The sequence below is a fragment of the Streptomyces decoyicus genome, assembly GCF_019880305.1.
Lineage (GTDB): Bacteria > Actinomycetota > Actinomycetes > Streptomycetales > Streptomycetaceae > Streptomyces > Streptomyces decoyicus.
On sequence record NZ_CP082301.1, the window covers coordinates 7,041,836 to 7,062,457 of the forward strand.

Here is a 20,622-nt window from a genome sequence, read left to right on the forward strand (position 1 = left end):
TCACGAGTGTTACATCAGAAGTGTCACAGTGCGGAGAGGCATGGGGCGCGATGACGGAGTCAGGGAACGGCCCGCTGAGCGGGGTGCGGGTGGTCGAACTCGCGGGCATCGGCCCCGGCCCGTTCGCCGCCATGCTCCTGGCCGACCTCGGCGCCGATGTCGTCCGGGTCGACCGGCCCGGAGGCCCGGGGCTGGGCATCGATCCGGCCTGCGACATCACCAACCGCAACAAACGCTCGGTGCTGGTGGACCTGAAGAGCCCCGACGGGGTGGCGCAGGTGCTCGCGCTGGTCGAGCGCGCCGATGTGCTGGTGGAGGGGTACCGCCCCGGTGTGGCCGAGCGGCTGGGCGTGGGGCCCGAGGAGTGCCTGGCACGCAACCCCCGGCTGGTCTACGGCCGGATGACGGGCTGGGGACAGCAGGGCCCGCTCGCCGACACCGCCGGACACGACATCGGCTATATCGCCGTCACGGGCGCCCTCGGCATGATCGGCTCGCCCGACGGCCCGCCCGCTATCCCCGCCAATCTCCTCGGTGACTACGCGGGCGGCTCCCTCTACCTGGTCATCGGCGTCCTCGCCGCCCTCCAGCACGCCCGCACCGAGGGCGGAGCGGGCCAGGTCGTGGACGCCGCCATCGTCGACGGCACGGCTCATCTGACGGCGATGATCCACGGCATGCTGGCGGCCGGCAGCTGGCAGGACCGGCGCAGTGCCAATCTGTTCGACGGCGGGGCACCGTTCTACGGCGCCTACGAGACCGCCGATGGCGGCTATATGGCGGTCGGCGCACTGGAGCAGCGGTTCTACGGCGAATTCATCCGTCTGCTGGGCATCGGGCAGGAAGCCCCCAGCCGTGACGACCTCGCCGCCTGGGGCGAGCTGCGCACCACCATCGCGGCCCGCTTCAAGACCCGTACCCGCGAGGAGTGGACGGCGGTCTTCGAGGAGTCCGACGCCTGTGTGGCGCCCGTGCTCTCCCTGCGCGAGGCCCCGCAGCACCCGCATCTCGCCGCCCGCGGCACCTTCGTCGAGCACAGCGGGCTCACCCAGCCCGCGCCCGCCCCGCGCTTTTCGGGCACCCCGGGCGCGGTGCGCAGACCCCCCGCGCAGCCCGGCGCGGACACCGCGGAGATCGCCCGCGACTGGCAGGTCCCCGGCCTCCTTGCCCCACCGCCGGCCGGCTCCGGCGAGGCCCCGGACCGCACGGCGCAGAAGGACGCAGCCGGCTGATGGAAGTCGCCACCACGCTCCCGCAAGCGGCCGGCCGGCGCCAGGCCGGGGAAGAGGCCGCCGCCTTCCGCCCGGCGAGGGGCGGCGCGGTGTGGGGCGGCCCGCTCCCCGGTGCTCCGCCCGGCACGGTCCGGCGCCCGCCCACCCGACAGCGCCGGAGCCCGCCGAGCTCACCGAGAACGTCAAGAACCGGCTCCGAGGAGGGCCCCAGAGATGACCGCGCAGATGAAGCGCCAGATCTTCACCGAGGACCACGAGGCCTTCCGCAAGGTCGTGAAGACCTTCCTCGCCAAGGAAGTGACGCCGCATTACGAGCAGTGGGAGCGGGACGGCATCGTCAGCCGGGACGCCTGGCGGGCGGCCGGCAAGCAGGGGCTGCTGGGCCCGGCGGTCCCCGAGGAGTACGGCGGGGGAGGGCAGCGCGACTTCCGCTACAGCGCGGTGCTCGCCGAGGAATTCGCCCGGGTGGGCGCAGCCGGACTGGCCGTGGGTCTGCACAACGACATCATCGGCCCCTATCTGACGACCCTCGGCACCGAGGAGCAGAAGCGCCGCTGGCTGCCCGGCTTCTGTAGCGGCGAGATCATCACCGCCATCGCGATGACCGAGCCCGGGGCCGGCTCCGACCTCCAGGGCATCCGCACCCACGCCGAGGATGCGGGCGACCACTGGATCCTCAACGGCTCCAAGACCTTCATCTCCAACGGCATCCTCGCCGACCTGGTCATCGTGGTGGCCAGGACGACGCCGGAGGGCGGGTCGCACGGCCTGAGCCTGCTGGTCGTCGAGCGCGGTATGCCGGGCTTCGAACGAGGCCGCAATCTCGACAAGATCGGCCAGAAGTCGCAGGACACCGCCGAGCTGTTCTTCCAGGACGTACGGGTCCCCAAGGAGAATCTGCTCGGCGAGCGGAATGGCGCCTTCATCCATCTGATGACCCACCTCGCGCAGGAGCGGATGGGCATCGCCGTCGCCGCCATCGCCGGCGCCGAACACCTGCTGGAGATCACCAGCGAGTACGTCAAGGAGCGCGAGGCGTTCGGACGGCCGCTGGCCAAGCTCCAGCACATCCGCTTCGAGATAGCCGAGATGGCCACCGAGTGCGCCGTCACCCGGGCGTTCCTCGACCGCTGTATCGCCGACCACTCGGCCGGCGAACTGGACGCGGTGCATGCCTCGATGGCCAAGTGGTGGGCCACCGAACTGCAAAAGCGCGTCGCCGACCGCTGTCTGCAACTCCACGGCGGCTACGGCTATATGGCGGAATACCGCGTGGCCAAGGCCTTCACCGACGGCCGGATCCAGACGATCTACGGAGGGACCACCGAGATCATGAAGGAGATCATCGGACGCTCCCTGCTCGGCTGACCCCGGACCGGCCCCGGTCCCCACTCGCTGCCCTGCCTCCACCCTCATGCGAAAGGCTTGTTGACTTGAGTACCGAAGCGTACGTATACGACGCGATCCGCACTCCGCGCGGCCGCGGCAAGGCCACTGGCGCACTGCACGGCACCAAGCCGATCGACCTGGTCGTCGGCCTGATCCACGAAGTGCGCCGGCGCTTCCCCGGGCTCGACCCGGCCGCCGTCGACGACATCGTGCTCGGTGTCGTCGGACCGGTCGGCGACCAGGGCTCGGACATCGCCCGGATCGCGGCGATCGCCGCGGGGCTCCCCGACACCGTGGCCGGCGTACAGGAGAACCGCTTCTGTGCCTCGGGCCTGGAGGCCGTCAACATGGCCGCCGCCAAGGTGCGTTCGGGCTGGGAGGACCTGGTCCTGGCGGGCGGCGTCGAATCCATGTCGCGGGTGCCGATGGCCTCCGACGGCGGCGCCTGGTTCGCCGACCCGATGACCAACTTCGACACCGGCTTCGTCCCGCAGGGCATCGGGGCCGACCTGATCGCCACGATCGAGGGCTACACCCGCCGGGATGTCGACGAATTCGCCGCGCTCTCCCAGGAGCGCGCCGCCGAGGCATGGAAGGACGGCCGCTTCGACCGTTCCGTCGTCCCCGTGCGGGACCGCAACGGCCTGGTCGTCCTCGACCACGACGAGCACATGCGCCCCGGCACCACCGCCGACTCCCTCGCCGGCCTCAAGCCGTCCTTCGCCACCATCGGCGACGCGGGCGGCTTCGACGCGGTCGCCCTCCAGAAGTACCACTGGGTCGAGAAGATCGACCACGTCCACCACGCCGGCAACTCCTCCGGCATCGTGGACGGCGCGGCGCTGGTCGCCATCGGCTCGAAGGAGGTCGGCGAGCGCTACGGCCTGACCCCGCGCGCCCGGATCCTCTCCGCCGCGGTCTCCGGTTCCGAGCCGACGATCATGCTCACCGGGCCCGCGCCCGCCAGCCGTAAGGCCCTCGCCAAGGCCGGGCTGACCATCGACGACATCGACCTGGTCGAGATCAACGAGGCCTTCGCCGCCGTCGTGCTGCGCTTCGTCAAGGACATGGGCCTGAGCCTGGACAAGGTCAATGTCAACGGCGGCGCCATCGCGCTGGGCCACCCCCTCGGCGCCACCGGCGCGATGATCCTCGGCACCCTGATCGACGAGCTGGAGCGGCAGGACAAGCGCTACGGCCTGGCCACCCTCTGTGTCGGCGGCGGTATGGGCATCGCCACCGTCATCGAGCGCCTCTGACCCTCGTCCCACCCACCACGGAGTACGCACCATGAGTGAATCCGCTGCTTTGTCGACCATCCGCTGGGAACAGGACGAGACCGGCATCGTCACCCTGGTCCTCGACGACCCCGACCAGTCCGCCAACACCATGAACAACGCCTTCAAGGCCTCCCTCAGCGCAGTCGCCGACCGCCTGGAGGCCGAGAAGGACAGCATCCGCGGCATCATCTTCACCTCCGCGAAGAAGACCTTCTTCGCCGGCGGCGACCTGCGCGACCTGATCGCCGTCACCCCCGAGAACGCCCAGCAGGCCTTCGAATCGGGCAACGGCATCAAGCGCGACCTGCGCCGTATCGAGACCCTCGGCAAGCCCGTCGTCGCCGCGATCAACGGCGCGGCGCTGGGCGGCGGTTACGAGATCGCGCTGGCCTGCCACCACCGCATCGCCCTCGACACCCCCGGCACCAAGATCGGTCTGCCCGAGGTCACCCTCGGCCTGCTGCCCGCCGCCGGCGGCGTCACCCGTACGGTCCGGCTGCTCGGCATCGCCGACGCACTGCTGAAGGTGCTGCTCCAGGGCACCCAGTACAACGCCACCCGCGCCAAGGACGCCGGGCTGATCCACGAGGTCGCCGCCACCCCCGAGGAACTGCTCGCCAAGGCCCGCGCCTTCGTCGAGGAGCACCCCGAGTCCCAGCAGCCCTGGGACGTCAAGGGCTACCGCATCCCCGGCGGCACCCCCGCCCAGCCGAAGTTCGCGGCCAACCTCCCGGCGTTCCCCGCCAACCTCAAGAAGCAGCTCAACGGCGCGCCGTACCCCGCCCCGCGCAACATCCTCGCCGCGGCGGTCGAGGGCTCCCAGGTCGACTTCGAGACCGCGCAGACCATCGAGGCGCGCTACTTCGTCGAGCTGGTGACCGGCCAGATCTCCAAGAACATGATCCAGGCGTTCTTCTTCGATCTTCAGGCCGTCAACTCCGGCGCCAACCGGCCCAAGGACATCGAGCCGCGCAAGGTCGAGAAGGTCGCGGTCCTGGGCGCCGGCATGATGGGCGCAGGCATCGCCTACTCCTGTGCCAGGGCCGGCATGCAGGTCGTCCTCAAGGACATCACCGTGGACGCGGCGCAGAAGGGCAAGGCGTACGCGGAGGGGCTGCTCGCCAAGGCGCTCTCCCGGGGCCGTACGACCGAGCAGCAGCGCGACGAGCTGCTGGCGCGCATCACGCCCACCGCCGAGCCGGCGGACCTCGCGGGCTGTGACGCCGTCATCGAGGCGGTCTTCGAGGACGTCGCCCTCAAGCACAAGGTGTTCAAGGAGATCCAGCACATCGTCGCGCCCGACGCGCTGCTGTGCTCCAACACCTCCACCCTGCCCATCACGCTGCTGGCCGAAGGCGTCGAGCGCGACCAGGACTTCATCGGACTGCACTTCTTCTCGCCGGTCGACAAGATGCCGCTGGTGGAGATCATCAAGGGGGAGCGGACCGGCGACGAGGCGCTGGCCCGCGCCTTCGACCTGGTGCGCCAGATCAAGAAGACCCCGATCGTCGTCAACGACTCGCGCGGCTTCTTCACCTCCCGCGTCATCGGCCACTTCATCAACGAAGGCGTGGCGATGATCGGCGAGGGCCTCGACCCGGTCTCCGTCGAGCAGGCCGCGGCCCAGGCCGGCTACCCGGCCAAGGTGCTGTCCCTGATGGACGAGCTGACCCTCACCCTGCCGCGCAAGATCCGGGAGGAGACCAAGCGGGCGGTCGTGGAGTCCGGCGGCAGCTGGCAGCCGCATCCGGCCGACGCGGTGATCGACCGGATGGTCGACGAGTTCGGCCGCGCGGGCCGCAGCGGCGGCGCCGGCTTCTACGAGTACGGCGAGGACGGCAAGCGTGCCGGTCTGTGGCCGGGCCTGCGCGAGCACTTCACCAAGAAGAACGCCGCCATTCCGTTCCTCGACATGCAGGAGCGGATGCTGTTCTCCGAGGCACTGGACACCGTCCGCTGCTTCGAGGAGGGCGTGCTCACCTCCGTCGCCGACGCCAACATCGGCTCCATCTTCGGTATCGGCTTCCCCGGCTGGACCGGCGGCGTGATCCAGTACATCAATGGCTACCAGGGTGGTCCGGGCCGGGAGGAACTCGTCGGCCTGCCCGGATTCGTGGCCCGCGCCCGCGAGCTCCAGGAGGCCTACGGAGACCGGTTCGCGCCGTCCGCGCTGCTGGTCGAGAAGGCCCAGAAGGGCGAGAAGTTCAGCGACTGACCGGTCATGGGGGCGGGCCCCGGCGGCCCGCCCCCGTTACCCCTGGGACGTCTGACCCCCCTGGTTCCCGTCGCCCTCCTTGCCGAACGACTCCCGCAGCTCCTGCTTCATCGACCGTTGGAAGGCGGTGACCAGTGCCTGCACCACCATCGGCTGCATATGGGCCGAGAGCGACTTCATCCGCGCCATCTCCTCCTCGTCCGGCCCGCCGTCCCGGTAGGGATCCCATACCTCGTCCTTGAAGAGCCGGCTGAGCTCCCGGGCCGCCGAGCGGGTGTGCTCGATGACGACGGTGCGCGCCGCGAGGATGGTCTCCAGCGCGATCGGGACGTCCAGCAGCCGGGTGCCCAGGTGCAGCAGCCCCGGATCGACCCGGAAGACCTGCGGGTCATCGGTTCGTACGAGCACGCTCATGGCCGCCAGCCGGTCCAGGTCCTCCTCGGTCAGCGCCCGGCCGACCCGCCGCTCCAGCTGGTCTCGGGTGGCGTCCTCCGCCTTGTCCGGAATCCAACTCGCCACCAGCGCCCGGTGGATGGCCAGATCCTGGGCGCTCAGATCCGGCGGCAGCTGCTCCAGATAGCGTTCGATCGCGGAGAGCGTCAGCCCCTGGTGCTGGAGTTCCTCGATAAGGGCGAGCCGCGAGAGGTGGTCCGGTCCATAGCGGCCGATCCGGCGCGGACCGATCTCCGGCGGCGGCAGCAGGCCGCGCGTGCTGTAGAAGCGGATCGTGCGGACGGTGACGCCGGCGCGGGCGGCCAGTTCGTCGACCGTCAGGTCGGTGGCGGGCTCCATCATGTTCAACAGTATTGCTGTCTCACCACTCCTGTGAAACCTTCTGAACCGTTCTGCCCCTTCTCGACCGCCCAGGGGCGCGGGAAGCCGCTGCTCGACACCCGGTCGCATCTGGTCGCCCCCTTGCCCCCTCGGCCCCTTGCCCCCTCGGCCCCGGAAGCGAATCTGTCCCCCGTCTGGACAACGCGACACGGCTCCGGTCGGCGCGACACGGATCCGCGGGGACATTGCGGGAGCTTGCGGGGCACCCGGAGGCGCGGGCGGGTGCCGAGCAGGCCGTCGCGGTGGCCAACACACGCCTCAACCGAATCGAACAGGTCAAGAAATTTTGGCTGCCGGTCGAGAAATGGGGTCCGGAATCGGATGAACTGACGCCCTCCTGGAAACTATGTCGCCGGGAAATTCATCTCAAATACGGACAAATCTTGGATGGCCTGTACACGCTGTGATCTTGCCCACAGACGGGGGAGCGCTCTTCAGGGAAGGTGTGCCGTCGGCCGTCCGCGCGATCCGCGGAATCGGCAGTCGCTCAAGCGCCTCCCCGAAAGCGAGATGCACCACCAGTGAGCACAGAAACCGTCTCCGAGACAGCCCACAGGTCACCTGACGGGGGAAGCGGCGCGCAGCAGGATGCGGGCGACGCGGGCTACAGCAAGGGCCTCAAGGGCCGGCACGTCAACATGATCGCCATCGGCGGCGCGATCGGCACCGGCCTGTTCCTGGGCGCCGGCGGCCGGCTGCACTCCGCCGGACCCGCGCTGGCCATCGCCTACGCGGTCTGCGGTCTCTTCGCCTTCTTCGTCGTGCGGGCCCTCGGTGAGCTGGTGCTGCACCGCCCCTCGTCCGGTTCGTTCGTGTCCTACGCCCGCGAGTTCCTCGGGGAGAAGGGCGCCTACGTCGCCGGCTGGATGTATGTCGTCAACTGGTCGACGACCGGTATCGCCGACATCACCGCGATCGCCCTCTACACCCACTACTGGAGTTTGTTCACCGACATCCCGCAGTGGGTCATGGCGCTGATCGCACTGGCGGTCGTGCTGACGGTGAACCTGATCTCGGTGAAGATCTTCGGTGAGCTGGAGTTCTGGTTCGCGATCATCAAGGTCGCGGCGCTGGTCGTCTTCATGTTCATCGGCATCTTCCTGCTGGCCACTCAGCACCCGGTCGGCGGACATTCACCAGGGCTGGACCTGCTCACCGACCACGGCGGGCTCTTCCCCACCGGTCTGCTGCCTGTGGTGATCGTGCTCCAGGGCGTGGTCTTCGCCTACTCCGCAGTGGAGCTGGTCGGTGTGACCGCCGGTGAGACCGGTGATCCGGAGAAGGTCGTGCCGAAGGCCGTCAACTCCATCATGTGGCGGGTGGGCGTCTTCTACGTCGGCTCGGTGATCCTGCTCGCGATGCTGCTGCCGTGGAACAAGTACGTCGACGGCCAGAGCCCCTTCGTCACGGTGCTGTCCAACGTCGGTGTGCCGGCGGCGGGCGACGTCATGAACCTCGTGGTGCTGACCGCGGCGATGTCCAGCCTGAACTCGGGGCTCTACTCGACCGGCCGCATTCTGCGCTCCATGTCGATGGCGGGCTCCGCGCCCAAGTTCGCCGGCTTGATGAACCGGCACCAGGTGCCGTACGGCGGCATCATGCTCACCTCCGCGGTGTGTGTGCTGGGTGTCGGGCTCAACTACGTCATGCCGGGCGAGGCGTTCGAGATCGTGCTGAACATCGCGGCGCTGGGCATCATCAGCACCTGGTGCACGATCATGGTCTGCCACATGGTGTTCGTGCGACGGTCGAAGGAAGGCGTGGTCCAGCGCCCGCGCTTCCGGCTTCCCGGTACGCCGGTCACCGACATCGCCACCATCGCCTTCCTGCTCGGCGTCATCGTGCTGATGTGGTTCGACGACGGTGTCGGCCGGCAGACCGTCATGCTGATCCCCGTCCTCGCCGTCGCGCTGGTCGTCGGCTGGTTCGCGGTCCGCGGCCGGGTGAGCCGGATCGCCGAGGAACGCAAGCTGTCGAAGTAGTCGCGCAGTAACGAACGCCTGCGGAACCAAGGGCGGTCGCGGAGGCCGGAAGGCGTCCGCGACCGCCCTTTCGCATCGGTGACCGGGTGAGCCGCCGGCGTCCGAGTGGCTCACCCGCGCGGCATACCCGTGACGGTCCACGACCGCGGTCTCCCCGCCCGCCGCCCGCCGCCCGCCGCCCGTCGTCCGTCACCCGCACTGCCGCCGTGGCTCAGCCGCCGACCAGCGGATAGTGATCGGAGAGATTGGTGTAGGTGTACTCCTTGCCCCAGCTGGAGACCGTCCAGGGGGCCGACTCCTCCTTGATCACGGTGTTCTGCCAGCCGGCGGGCCGGGCGTGCCCGTTGCGGTGCAGGACGTAGTCCAGGTCCTCGCGGGGGGCGTCCGGGTAGCGGTACTTCGCGACCGAGTTCTCCTGGGTGTCGAAGGAGTAGGGGTGGCCCGTGCGGCTGTCGGCCGGCGCCAGGTCGGCGTTGCGGAGCAGCGCGTCGTACTCCGCGCTGTGGGAGTCGACGTTCAGATCGCCGGCGACCATCACCTGCTCGTCCGCCGGGATGTTCTTGGCGTCCAGGAAGGCGTCCATCTCCTTGAGCTGCTTGGCGCGGTCCGCGGCCGCCTCGCCCGCTTTGCAGCCCGAATCGGTGGACTGGGTGTGGGTGCCGACCACATGCACCCGGGTGCCGTTGACGTCCAGCACCGCATAGACGAAGCCCTTGTCGGAGAAGTAGTCCGAACCGCAGGCGTCCTTGTAGACGTACTGCTCCTTGCGCAGGACCGGCCACTTGCTCAGCAGTGTCACCCCGCCGTCCTCCGGGGTGGCGGCGGAGTAGGCACCGCCGGTGGCGTCCCAGCCGCTCCTGCTCCGGCCCACCACCGGAGTCTGGTACGGATACTGCGCCGCGGCCCGGGACTTCAGCGCCTCGGAGGAGGAGTTGTCGAATGCTTCCTGGAGGACGACGACGTCGTTGCCCCGGAAGAAGTCCGCATCCGCGATCGCCTGGGCGCGGTGGTCCTGGCCCCAGTTGGGGTAGAGGTTCTTGCTCATGAGGAAGGCGTTGTAGCTGAGCACCTTGAGGCGCGGGCTGGTGGCGGCCGACGCGGACGGGGCGGCCGTCACGGTGACAGCGGCGAGGGCCGTGGCGAGGACGGCGATCCGGGACGTGCGCAGCGCTGAGTGCGGCACTGAATCTCCCTATGGGGGTCGGGACTTGATCCGGCGCCGCTTATCCAACCAGCTGGGGTTACTTCCAGGTAACCTCCTGGAGGTTACGAGATGTACAGACCGAAGCTCTGGCCCGATGAGGTCGTGCTGGAACTCGCCGGCTCCCGCGGACGGTCACTCAGGGGCCGTGCGGACCGTGTCGCAGGCGGTGTGCACGGCGGCCAGGGCGGTCACGGCGCTCTGGGTCCACGACAGCATCGTCCGCTCCCGCACGGCCGGATCGTCGCAGGCCGGGCGGCCGAAGGCACCACAAGAGCTCTGCTGCGCGAGGAGAAACGCGACCGCGTCGCGGGTGATGCGGTGCTGCGCCCGCCCGGCGCGAGCCGAGTCCCGGACGAGGGCGGCAATGTGGCCCAGGCGATAGTTCTTCCAGGCCTCCGGCAAGTCGGCTGCGGCCGTGCCCGGCGCTGCCTGCGGCGCGCCGGCTCCCGCATCCATCAGCGCGGCCGCGCGCCGGGGGGTGAGCAGCCCCAGGCCGACGAGGCGTTGGACGTTGTACGCCGCCTGCGGCGGAACCGTCTCCAGCTGTTCGACGGCGGCAGCCGTGGACTTGAGGAACATGTCGAGGGACGAGCAGATGATCCCGTGAGCCCGCAGTCCGCTCGCGAACTCCCCCACGACCTCCATTCCGTGTCCCTGCCACACCCCCACGTCCGCGTCCGCGAGACGTGCGGAGAAGTCGAGGAGCAGGGGACGGGCAAGCTCGGGTTGCTCCAGCGCCTCGGCTGCGTACGCGACGGCCGCCGCGGCCGGCAGGCATGTGGCGGGGTCATGGCGCAGGCTCGTGCCTGCCAGCCAGTTCACTGCCCGCCGCAGCGGCTGCTCCACGGCCGGGCGGGTCTTCGGTGCGGGCGGCCGATGCCTGCGCACCACTCTGGGGCTGCGGTCCAGGAGCGCGGCCAGGGCCGCGACGATGGTGGTGTGGTAGCCGGTGGCCCAGTGCCGGTACGCGTCGTCGCCGTCGGCGAGCCCGGGGTGAACCACACCGGGCGGACCGTTGACCCGCCCGTCGGCCTCCTGTGCCGCGGTGAGGAACTGCCATGCCCGGCCGGCTTCCCCGGAGTCCCGCACCCCGAGGCACAGCAGGCAGCACAGAAGCTCCCCCACCAGGTCGGCATTCCCTTGGCCGAGGGTGAGAACGAGGAGCGCTTCGAGCAGCTCCACCGCTGCACCCGGATCGAAGTCCCGTGGCCAGCGGGGCTCGCGGAGGCCGAAGTCCGTGACGTAGAAGATCGTGTGCGTGATGGCGTAGATGTCGCGGTCGGCGAGCTTGACGACGTTCGGGCTGTTGCAGAGCAGGGTGAAGGGCAGGACATCGTCCATGGCCGGCAGCGTGTGCGGGATGCCGCACAGCTCCAGGGTGTGCAGCAGATCGAGCTGGCGGTACGGAATCCGCTCGAAGACCGCCGCATAGCCGCCGGCCGCGGCCTGCGTGATGACTCGCCGGAACTCGGGGTCCTCGCGGCCGCAGAGCCGGAGTGCCGCATAGGTCCCCGCGTACAGCAGGAGGGCGGCTTCGTCCCGGGCGATCAGTTCACGGTAGGAGGGGCGGGCCGTGATGTCCTCGACCTGGTCGAGGAGCGTTGCGTAGTCGCCGTCCAGCGGTTCCGGGTCGAGGCGCGCCCGCAGCCCCACGAGGAAAGCGGTTTCGATGAGGGCCTTGCGGGCGAACAGCACGCGGTCCGTGGCCGCTTCGGCCGGATCGATCAGATGTCGGCGCGCAGCGAGCCAGGCGACTGCCCGGGTCTCCACCGCGCGCCTTTGTGGCGATCCGCCACCGGGTTGCGTCGTGTCCATCGGATGCCTCCCGGCGATCGGCTCGGTCAGTGACGTCAGTTGCCCGCAGTGGAGTCGTCGCACTCCGCGACCTGGTTGGCGACCACGAGGACGTAGCGTTCCCAGGCGAGTACGTAGCCGGCCACGTCGTCGATCTGGCTGACCTGGTCGACGACGCGCTCCAGCGGAACGCTGAGGTCGACGAGTCCGCTCGTCCTCAGGAAGTCGAGAGCTTTGCGGGCGTCAACCGGCGGGGGAGGACAGGACATGAGTTGCTCCTTTTGGGTGGTTCGGACAGATAGCGCGAGTGTCGCGTTCCGTGACGCCCGTGTCACCATATGCGACCGCAATGGAAAAAAGGCCATCCCATTCGCCCAGCTCAGGGGGCCCATCTCCCGGCAAAATCACCCTTACGGTCTAATATCGTCATGGTGGTGAGATGGCGGGGCGACTTCGGGGTGGCGCGCGGCGGGTTTCGGGCGGAGGTGTATATTCCGCCGGCTCCTCGGTTGGCCGAGGGGTAACTCTCCTGCTCGCGAAGCCCTTTGGTCCCTGGCCGGGAGCCCCCCCGCTCTCACTGATCGCGAGGGCCCGCCGTATCATGATTAATGACATGAATACGGTAAAAAATGACCCAAACCCCCCACCGGTCGGAGGAGTGCTCTGGTCGATGGCCGGGGACATCCGCATGCTGCTGACCCTCCCGGCGGCGCTGGCCATGCAGGTCGCGCACCCGGCGGTGGGCGCAGGCGTGGACGATCACTCTCTCTTCCGCACGGACCCGTGGGGGCGAGGGGAGCGGTCGCTGACCTCGCTCCAGCTGTGGGTGTACGGAGGCAAGGGCGCGGCCGAGGAGGGGCGCCGGCTGCGGCAGCTGCATCGGACCATCCAGGGGACCGACGCGCACGGCCGCAGGTACCACGCACTCACCCCCGAGTACTACGCCTGGGTGCATGCCACCGGCTACCCCGTCTTCCGGTATGCCCAGCGCTATCTCGGCCGCCCCTTCACCGAGGCACAGGAGCGGCAGTTGTACGCGGAGTGGCTCCGGGTCGGCCGGGTCCTGGGCATCCGCGACCGCGATATGCCGCAGACCATCGAGGAGTTCTGGCCCCACTACCAGAAGGTTCTCGACAACGATCTCGAAGAGACCCTCGTGGTAAGGGAGTTGGTGGCGACGAACCCGCCGCTGCCGGTCCCCGACCGTGGCCCGCGGTGGCTGCGGCTGCTCCTCCGGCTGAGCTGGCCGTGGCTGCGCCCGCGGTTCGCCCGCTTCCGGCGCTTCCTCACGATCGGGCTGATGCCCCCGGACGCCCGGCAGGCCATCGGCCTGGAATGGACGGACGCGCAGGAGCGCCGGCTGCGCCGCTTCGGGCGGGTCGTCCGCGCCGTGGTCCCGGTGCTCCCGGAGCGGCTGCGCTTCATGCCGATCGCGCGCCGGGCCCGCCGCGCGGCGCGGGGATGAACGGAACGGAGCCGGCCGGAGCCGGGGTGATCACCCCGGCTCCGGCCGGACCGGCCCCGGGCACCGGAGCGGTGCCCGTCTGCCGGATCAGTGCCCGTGCACCTCGTGCGTGGCCGCGATCTGCTTCCACGACTTGGGCTCGGCGACCGGCGTCCGGTGCGCGCCGAGCGCCTGCTTCGCCGCACCCGCTGCCGGCTTGGACGGCTGGAACAGCCAGGTGTCGAAGAACCCGGCCAGCTGCTTGCCGGACTTCTTCTCGGCGAACTTCACGAAGTCGGCGACCGACGCGTTGCCGTACCTGTTCTCCGTCGGCCAGGACTTGAGGAGGCCGAAGAAGACCTTGTCACCGACCTTGTTGCGGAGCGCCTGGAGGGCCAGCGCACCACGGTCGTAGACGGCGTCGTCGAACTGGTTCTCCGCACCCGGGTTGCCCGGCTTGACCTTCCAGAACGGGTCATCGGAGGGGTGCTGGGCGTAGACGTAGTCCGCCAGCTCCTGAGCGGTGCCCTCGCCCTCCTTCTCCGACCACAGCCACTGGCTGTAGGCGGCGAAGCCCTCGTTGACCCAGATGTCCTTCCAGTCCTTGAGCGAGACGCTGTCGCCGTACCACTGGTGCGCCAGCTCGTGCACCACGACGGACACGTTGGTGCCGCGGTCGAAGGCCTTCTTGCCGTAGAACGGGCGGGTCTGGGTCTCCAGGGCGTACCCGGCCGGCACGTTCGGCACATAGCCGCCCACCGCATTGAACGGGTAGGCGCCGAAGACGCTCTCCAGCCACTCGGTGATCTCGGTGGTGCGCTCGATGCTCGCCTTCGCCGAGCCCTCGTTCGCGCCGAGGTCCTTGCTGATGGCGTTGATCACCGGAAGGCCGTTCGCGGTCTTGTCGGTGGTGAGGTCGAACTTGCCGACGGCCAGCGTCGTCAGGTACGTCGCCTGCGGCTTGTCCGAGCGCCAGTTGTAGCGTGTCCAGCCCAGCTTGGAGGACTGCGAGGCCAGCACGCCGTTGCTCAGCGCCTGGGTGCCGTTCGGGACCGCCACCGAAATGTCGTACGTCGCCTTGTCGGTGGGGTGGTCGTTGCTCGGGAACCACCACACGGCGGCGTCCGGTTCCTGGGCCACCACACCGCCGTCGGGCGTGCGGGCCCAGGCGCTGTAGCCGTCTATCTTCAGCTCTGAGGGCTTGCCCGCGTAGCGCACGACGACGCTGATCTGCTTGCCCTTCTCCAGCGGCGTGGCGGGGGTGACCTCCAGCTCGTGCTTGCCGGACGTGGCGAAGGAGGCCTTCTTGCCGTTGATCCGGATCTCACTGACCTTGAGGCCGAAGTCCAGGTTGAAGCGGGAGAGATCCTGGGTGGTCTTGGCGAGCAGCGTCGCCGTGCCCTCCAACAGGTCCGTCTTCGGCTGGTACTTGAGCCGCAGGTCGTAATGGGAAACGTCGTATCCGCCGTTTCCGCTCTCGGGGTAGTAGGTGTCGCCCACGCCCGGAGCGCCCGGTGTGAAGTCGGCCGCGGAGGCCGGGATCGCCAGCATCAGGCTGAGTGCGGCCGCACCCGGGACCAGGAGTCTGTGACGCACGAGTCCTCCAACTCGTAGGGGGATGGCTCTCTTCCGACCCTATGTACTGCGGCGGGGCCGCGTCATGTACATGGCCTCATCTGACACATGACCGACATGAACCACCAACTGGCCCCGCGGACATAGGCGTACCGGTCCGGTGCGGCGTCCCGGCTTTCCGTATGCGGCCCCGCGTGCCCCGCAGTGCGACGCCGCCACCGCCGGGCTGACCGCGGTCGCCGGGTTCCCTGACGGGCTCTTACGCACGGGAGTTGAGCCGCGCTACCGTCCGCCCGTGACGAATCCTGCGCGGATCCCCCGCATCCCCTTCACCGTGCTCGTGATGGCGGCCGTCGCCGCTCTGCTGTCCGTCCTGATCTCGCCGGCCGCCGCGCAGGCGGCGCCCGGCGAGAGCAGACCCGTCTACTCCTACGACCACGCGATACGCGAATCGGTCTGGGTGGACACACGGCTCGACGGCGACGCGGACGGGAGGACCGACCGCGTCGCCGTCGACATCGTGCGGCCCGCCGAACCCGCACAGCAGGGCCGCCGGGTCCCCGTGATCATGGACGCCAGCCCGTACTACTCCTGCTGCGGACGCGGCAACGAGAGCCAGAAGAAGACCTACGACGACCGGGGCCGGCCCGTTCAGTTCCCGCTCTACTACGACAACTACTTCGTGCCGCGCGGCTATGCGACGGTCCTCGTCGACCTCGCGGGCACCAACCGCTCGGACGGCTGCATCGACATCGGCGGCCGCTCCGACATCGGGTCGGCCAAGGCCGTCGTCGACTGGCTCGGCGGCAGAGGCCGCGCCTACACCGCCCGTACGGGAGGCACACCCGTCGCCGCCGACTGGTCCGACGGCAGCACCGGCATGCTCGGCAAGAGCTGGGACGCCACCATCGCCAACGGCGTGGCGGCCACCGGTGTCAAGGGACTGAAGACCATCGTCCCGATCGCCGGCATCTCCTCCTGGTACGACTACTACTTCGCCAAGGGCGCTCCGCTCTACGACTCGGGCCCCGACTCCCTTGCGGACCGGGTCGAGAGCCCCGACGCACAGAAGCACTGCGCCGCGGTCCAGAAGAAGCTCGCCGACGGTGCGCCGCGCACCGGCGACTGGACCGGTCTGTGGACCGAGCGCGACTATGTCCGGCGCGCGGACAAGGTCCGGGCCAGCGTCTTCATGGTGCACGGCATGCAGGACCTCAACGTCCGCACCCGGCACGCCGGGCAGTGGTGGGACGCGCTCGCCCGGCACGGCGTCGAGCGCAAGATCTGGCTCTCCCAGACCGGGCATGTCGACCCCTTCGACTTCCGCCGCGGGGACTGGGTCACGACCCTGCACCACTGGTTCGACCACTATCTGATGGGCTACGACAACGGCATCGACCGCGCCCCGATGGCCGATGTCGAGCGCGCTCCCGGCACTTGGTCCACCGACCGGCAGTGGCCCGCTCCCGGCACCCGGGCCACCACCCTGCGGCCGCGCGCCGGCACCGTACCCGGCGTCGGCGTGCTGGGTACCGGCAAGGCCCCGCACGGCGCCACCGCGACCTTCACCGACGATCCCAAGCTGAGCGAGGCCGACTGGGCGGCCCGGATCGATGAACGGACGCCCGCCAAGGCCGGGTTCCGCACCGCCCCGCTCCGCGCCCCGCTGCGGCTGTCCGGTTCCGGCAAGGTGACGGTGACCGTCACCCCGAGCACCTCGACCGCCCATCTCTCCGCCGTCCTGGTGGACCTCGGGCCCGACACCATCCGCAACTACGCGGCCGACGGCGAGGGCATCACCACCCTCGACAGGCGCACCTGCTGGGGTGCCGGAACCCCGGGCGACACCGGCTGCTTCCAGGAGACCGCCGCCGACACCCAGAAGGTCGGATACACCGTCTTCAGCCGCGGCTGGGCCGACCTGGGCAACTACGCCGACGCCCACAAGGGCCGCCCGCTCACCCCGGGCAAGCCCTACTCGATCGCCCTGGACCTGGCCGCGAGCGATCATGTGGTGCCCGCCGGACACCGGTTCGCCCTCATCGTGGCCGGAACGGACGCCGGTCTGATCGACCCGCCCGCGTCCACCCCGAAGCTCACCCTCGACCTGTCCCGTACCTCTGCCCGGCTGCCGCTGACCGGCGGCGCCCCGGCCCTCGCACGGGCCACCACGGGCACACCCCGGCATACGGCCCCCGCCACGCCACTGGACGGCATCGCTCCGCCGCGTTCGATCAGCAGGATGCCGGCCGCGGGATGACTGCCCGGGGCCGCCCCTCCCACGGGCGGCCCCGCCCCGGCCCCCATTCCACCCGCACCGCACACCCAAGGGAGGCACCCCCTCGTGAAGTCCCGCTTCTGCCGCCTCGCCCTAGGGGCCCTGGCCATCGGACTGACGGCCACCCTCGGCGCGGCCCCGCCGGCCTCTCCCGCCGGTGCGACCGGAAATCGCGTACCCCGTACGGGATTCGAGATCAGCCACGGTGCCCGCTGGACGAGCGGGGCCGAGGAGCAGACGTTCCTTACCGCCGTCGACCGCGCCTCGGCCCGCGTAAGGATCGACCGGATCGGCACCACGGCACAGGACCGCCCGGTGCAGCTCGTACGGATCGGTGCCCCGGCCCCCGAGCGCCCGGCGGACGTCCGCCGTGGCAACTCCGTTCTGCTGATCTGCTCCCAGCACGGCGACGAACCCTCCGGGCGCGAGGCATGTCTGACCACCGTCCGCGACCTCGCGTACGCCAAGGACCGGGCGACCCGGAGCTTCCTGGCACACACCGGCGTGCTGGTCGTACCGACCGCCAATCCCGACGGCCGGGCCGCGGACACCCGTGGCAACGCCGACGGCGTGGACATCAACCGCGACCACCTCGCCCTCAAGACCGCCGAGGCCCGCGCAATAGCCGCCGTCATCCGCGACTACCGCCCCGACACCCTCTACGACCTGCACGAATACGGCCCCACGGTCCCGTACTACATGAAGGACCTGCTGTCGCTGTGGCCCCGCAACCTCAACACCGCGGGCGGGGTGCACCGTGAAGCCGTCGCGCTCTCCCGGGACTTCGTCGAACCCGCCGCACACCGGGCCGGATTCTCCACCGGTGTCTACGGCATCTGGACCGACCCGGAGACCGGCGACCCCGTCAAGCAGGTCGCGGGCGACGGCCAGGAACGGATCCTGCGCAACACCGCGGGAGTGAAGGGCTCGGTCGGGCTGCTCGTCGAGACCCGGGTCGATGCCCTCCCCGCCTCCGGACGGAAGGGCCCCCGCCCCGCCGCGCTCGCCGACGCCGGGAAGACCGACCCGGCGCGCAACAACCGGCGCCGGGTGGACTCCCAGCTGGCCGCGCTGGACGGCGCCTTCACCTTCTTCGACCGCCATCGCGCACGCATCGAGGCGGCGACCACCACCGCCCGGCTCACCGGATACGCCGACCACGGCCCGGTCTACCTCGGCGGAGCGGACAACGAGCCCGCCACCGACGGGCAGGTCCTGTCCGACCCGCCCTGCGCCTACCGCCTCGACGCGGCACAGTTTGCGCAGGTCAAGGACGAACTGGCGCTGCACGGAGTGCTCTGGAAGCGGGACCGGGACGGCGCCGTCGTACCGCTGCGGCAGCCGCTGCGGAAGCTCGTCCCGCTGTTGTTGGACCAGCGGGCCGGATATCACCTTACGGTCGCGACACCTGTAAACGTCTGCCACGTGTGGTAGGGGGTAACGGGTAAGAAAAATATGATCCATTGAAAGGTGACACGTGTCGGACAGAGTGAATGAAACGGGAGACGGGGGTGGCACACCCCTCGCGGATCTTCCCGAAGACCCGCAGCGGACCGGGCCACCACAGACCGACCGTGTGGTCTTCGGTGTGACGGCGTTGCTCACCCTTGCCTTCATCGCCTGGGGAGCGTCCTCCACCGAATCCCTCAAGAACGCCTCGACATCCATGCTGAATTGGGTGATCGACAACCTCGGCTGGGCGTTCGTGCTCTCCGCCTCCGGCTTTGTGATCTTCGCGATCTGGCTGGCGGTCAGCAAGTACGGCCGGATCACGCTCGGCAAGGAGGGCGAGGAGCCCGAATTCCGCACCGTGTCGTGGATCGCGATGATGTTCAGCGCGGGCATGGGCATCGGCCTGATGTTCTACGGCGTCAGTGAACCGCTGGGGCACTTCTCCACGCCGCCGCCGGGCACCGATCCGCAGGACGCCGCCCAGGCGATGGACACCGCGATGGCCACCACGCTGTTCCACTGGACGCTGCATCCATGGGCCATCTACGCGGTCGTGGGTCTGGCCATCGCGTACAGCTGCTTCCGGCGGGGGAGGCGGCAGACGATGAGCGCGGTGTTCACACCCCTGATCGGCCGGCGGCGGGCGAACGGCTGGGGCGGCCGGGTCATCGACATCCTGGCCATCTTCGCCACGCTCTTCGGCTCCGCGGCCTCGCTCGGCCTCGGCGCGCTCCAGATCGGCAGCGGCATCAAGGTGCTCGGCTGGATGGACAGTGTCAGCACCACCCTGCTGGTCGGCATCATCACCGTGCTGACCATTGCGTTCATCCTGTCCGCGGTCTCCGGCATCGCCAAGGGCGTCCAGATGCTGTCCAACATCAATATGGTGCTGGCGCTGATCCTGGCGGTCTTCGTGTTCGTGGTCGGTCCGACGATCCTCATCCTCAACCTGGTGCCGACCTCCCTCGGTTCCTTCATCGGCGAGCTGCCGCAGCTGGCCGGCCGTACGGAGGCCAGCAGCGGTGACGACGTGGCCGGCTGGCTGCGCAGCTGGACGGTCTTCTACTGGGCGTGGTGGATCTCCTGGACGCCCTTCGTGGGCATGTTCATCGCCCGGATCAGCCGTGGCCGGACGATCCGCCAGTTCATCGGCGGCGTCATCCTCGTGCCGAGCGTGGTCAGCCTGGTGTGGTTCGCGGTGTTCGGCGGCACGGCCATGGAGCTCCAGGCCTCCAAGAAGCTCAGCGGGGCGGGCACGCCCGAGGGCCAGCTCTTCGATGTGCTGCACCAGTACCCGCTCGCCACGATCACGAGCCTCCTGGTCATGGTCCTGGTCGGCATCTTCTTCGTTTCCGGTGCCGATGCCGCGTCCATCGTGATGGGCACCCTCTCGCAGAAGGGCACCTTCGAGCCGACCCGGCTCGTGGTGATCTTCTGGGGGGTGGTGACCGGCGCGGTCGCCGCGATCATGCTGCTGATCGGCGGCGGTTCGGGCGACGCGCTGACCGGATTGCAGAATCTGACGATCCTGGTCGCGGTGCCGTTCATGGTCGTGATGATCGTCATGTGCTGGGCGCTGATGCGCGACCTGCGCAGCGATCCGCTGATCGTGCGCGGCCAGAAGGGCGAGGAAGCCGTCGAGATGGCCGTGATCGCGGGCCATGAACAGTACGACGGTGACTTCGAGTTCCAGATCGGGCCGGGCGGAGGCGGCAGCGGTGACGGTGACGGCGGTGGAGAGGACGACGGCGCCGGGGCCGGGGTGAAGGCCGGAAAGTGAACTCTGCGGTTCGTCATGCCGCCGCGGAGATGACGCGCTGAGAGGCGCGCAGAGAGGGCCCTCCCCGGAGACTCCGGGGAGGGCCCTCTCTGCGCCTGGACGTGGGGTGCGGGAGCCTCGCCACGGCGTGGTTCCCGCACCCGGCCGGTGATCGTTCCGGGGT

15 protein-coding genes are annotated in these 20,622 nt (G+C 69.6%); 10 read left to right on the forward strand and 5 right to left on the reverse strand.

The annotated features are described in order from the left end of the window. Positions 1 to 50: 50 nt before the first annotated feature. The 4 genes from K7C20_RS30790 (at position 51) to K7C20_RS30805 (ending at position 6,116) form a co-directional block, all read left to right on the forward strand. Positions 51 to 1,232, forward strand: coding sequence for a CaiB/BaiF CoA transferase family protein (locus tag K7C20_RS30790; RefSeq protein WP_078952858.1), 1,182 nt, complete (start codon positions 51 to 53; stop codon positions 1,230 to 1,232). A gap of 225 nt (positions 1,233 to 1,457) precedes the next feature. Then, positions 1,458 to 2,600 (forward strand): acyl-CoA dehydrogenase family protein, encoded by a 1,143-nt coding sequence (locus K7C20_RS30795; protein WP_030086015.1) that lies wholly within the window; start codon positions 1,458 to 1,460, stop codon positions 2,598 to 2,600. Between the two features lie 65 nt (positions 2,601 to 2,665). Beyond that, positions 2,666 to 3,880 (forward strand): acetyl-CoA C-acetyltransferase, encoded by a 1,215-nt coding sequence (locus tag K7C20_RS30800; RefSeq protein ID WP_030086013.1) that lies wholly within the window; start codon positions 2,666 to 2,668, stop codon positions 3,878 to 3,880. A 31-nt stretch (positions 3,881 to 3,911) separates the two neighbouring features. Next, the gene (locus K7C20_RS30805; protein ID WP_030086011.1) at positions 3,912 to 6,116 is read left to right on the forward strand and encodes a 3-hydroxyacyl-CoA dehydrogenase NAD-binding domain-containing protein; all 2,205 of its coding nucleotides are present in this window, start codon (positions 3,912 to 3,914) and stop codon (positions 6,114 to 6,116) included. Positions 6,117 to 6,152: 36 nt separating this feature from the next. Here the strand turns inward: K7C20_RS30805 and K7C20_RS30810 are convergent, their stop codons facing one another. Beyond that, the gene (locus K7C20_RS30810; protein WP_030086007.1) at positions 6,153 to 6,911 is read right to left on the reverse strand and encodes a MerR family transcriptional regulator; all 759 of its coding nucleotides are present in this window, start codon (positions 6,909 to 6,911) and stop codon (positions 6,153 to 6,155) included. 224 nt (positions 6,912 to 7,135) lie between these two features. On the opposite strand from K7C20_RS30810, the gene K7C20_RS30815 reads away from it, so the two are divergent. Together K7C20_RS30815 and K7C20_RS30820 are read left to right on the forward strand one after the other, a co-directional pair. After that, positions 7,136 to 7,357, forward strand: coding sequence for a long-chain fatty acid--CoA ligase (locus K7C20_RS30815; protein ID WP_150127195.1), 222 nt, complete (start codon positions 7,136 to 7,138; stop codon positions 7,355 to 7,357). 114 nt (positions 7,358 to 7,471) lie between these two features. Continuing rightward, positions 7,472 to 8,932, forward strand: a complete 1,461-nt coding sequence (locus K7C20_RS30820) for an amino acid permease (RefSeq protein ID WP_030086005.1) — start codon at positions 7,472 to 7,474, stop codon at positions 8,930 to 8,932. Positions 8,933 to 9,143: 211 nt separating this feature from the next. Here K7C20_RS30820 and sph read toward each other — a convergent pair whose 3' ends face one another. The 3 genes from sph to K7C20_RS30835 form a co-directional block, all read right to left on the reverse strand. After that, a complete protein-coding gene (gene sph / locus K7C20_RS30825; RefSeq protein WP_030078997.1) occupies positions 9,144 to 10,115 on the reverse strand; it encodes a sphingomyelin phosphodiesterase in 972 nt (323 codons plus the stop codon). A 153-nt stretch (positions 10,116 to 10,268) separates the two neighbouring features. Further along, positions 10,269 to 11,951 carry a DUF6895 family protein gene (locus K7C20_RS30830; RefSeq protein ID WP_245171814.1) on the reverse strand — a complete coding sequence of 561 codons (1,683 nt, stop codon included), beginning with the start codon at positions 11,949 to 11,951 and terminating at the stop codon, positions 10,269 to 10,271. A gap of 35 nt (positions 11,952 to 11,986) precedes the next feature. Next, positions 11,987 to 12,199, reverse strand: coding sequence for a hypothetical protein (locus tag K7C20_RS30835; protein ID WP_030078991.1), 213 nt, complete (start codon positions 12,197 to 12,199; stop codon positions 11,987 to 11,989). A gap of 401 nt (positions 12,200 to 12,600) precedes the next feature. On the opposite strand from K7C20_RS30835, the gene K7C20_RS30840 reads away from it, so the two are divergent. After that, entirely contained in the window at positions 12,601 to 13,395 is a 795-nt protein-coding gene (locus K7C20_RS30840) for an oxygenase MpaB family protein (RefSeq protein ID WP_409351329.1), read from the forward strand. Positions 13,396 to 13,482: 87 nt separating this feature from the next. On the opposite strand, the gene K7C20_RS30845 is transcribed toward K7C20_RS30840, so the two are convergent. After that, positions 13,483 to 14,970 (reverse strand): M1 family metallopeptidase, encoded by a 1,488-nt coding sequence (locus tag K7C20_RS30845; RefSeq protein ID WP_030078988.1) that lies wholly within the window; start codon positions 14,968 to 14,970, stop codon positions 13,483 to 13,485. Positions 14,971 to 15,292: 322 nt separating this feature from the next. On the opposite strand from K7C20_RS30845, the gene K7C20_RS30850 reads away from it, so the two are divergent. The 3 genes from K7C20_RS30850 (at position 15,293) to K7C20_RS30860 (ending at position 20,459) form a co-directional block, all read left to right on the forward strand. Further along, positions 15,293 to 17,209 (forward strand): Xaa-Pro dipeptidyl-peptidase, encoded by a 1,917-nt coding sequence (locus tag K7C20_RS30850; RefSeq protein ID WP_053210323.1) that lies wholly within the window; start codon positions 15,293 to 15,295, stop codon positions 17,207 to 17,209. A gap of 84 nt (positions 17,210 to 17,293) precedes the next feature. Then, positions 17,294 to 18,661: a M14 family metallopeptidase gene (locus tag K7C20_RS30855; protein ID WP_053210316.1), complete on the forward strand. Its 1,368-nt coding sequence runs from the start codon at positions 17,294 to 17,296 to the stop codon at positions 18,659 to 18,661. Between the two features lie 43 nt (positions 18,662 to 18,704). Continuing rightward, a complete protein-coding gene (locus tag K7C20_RS30860; RefSeq protein WP_400850509.1) occupies positions 18,705 to 20,459 on the forward strand; it encodes a BCCT family transporter in 1,755 nt (584 codons plus the stop codon). The last annotated feature ends 163 nt before the right edge of the window (positions 20,460 to 20,622 follow it).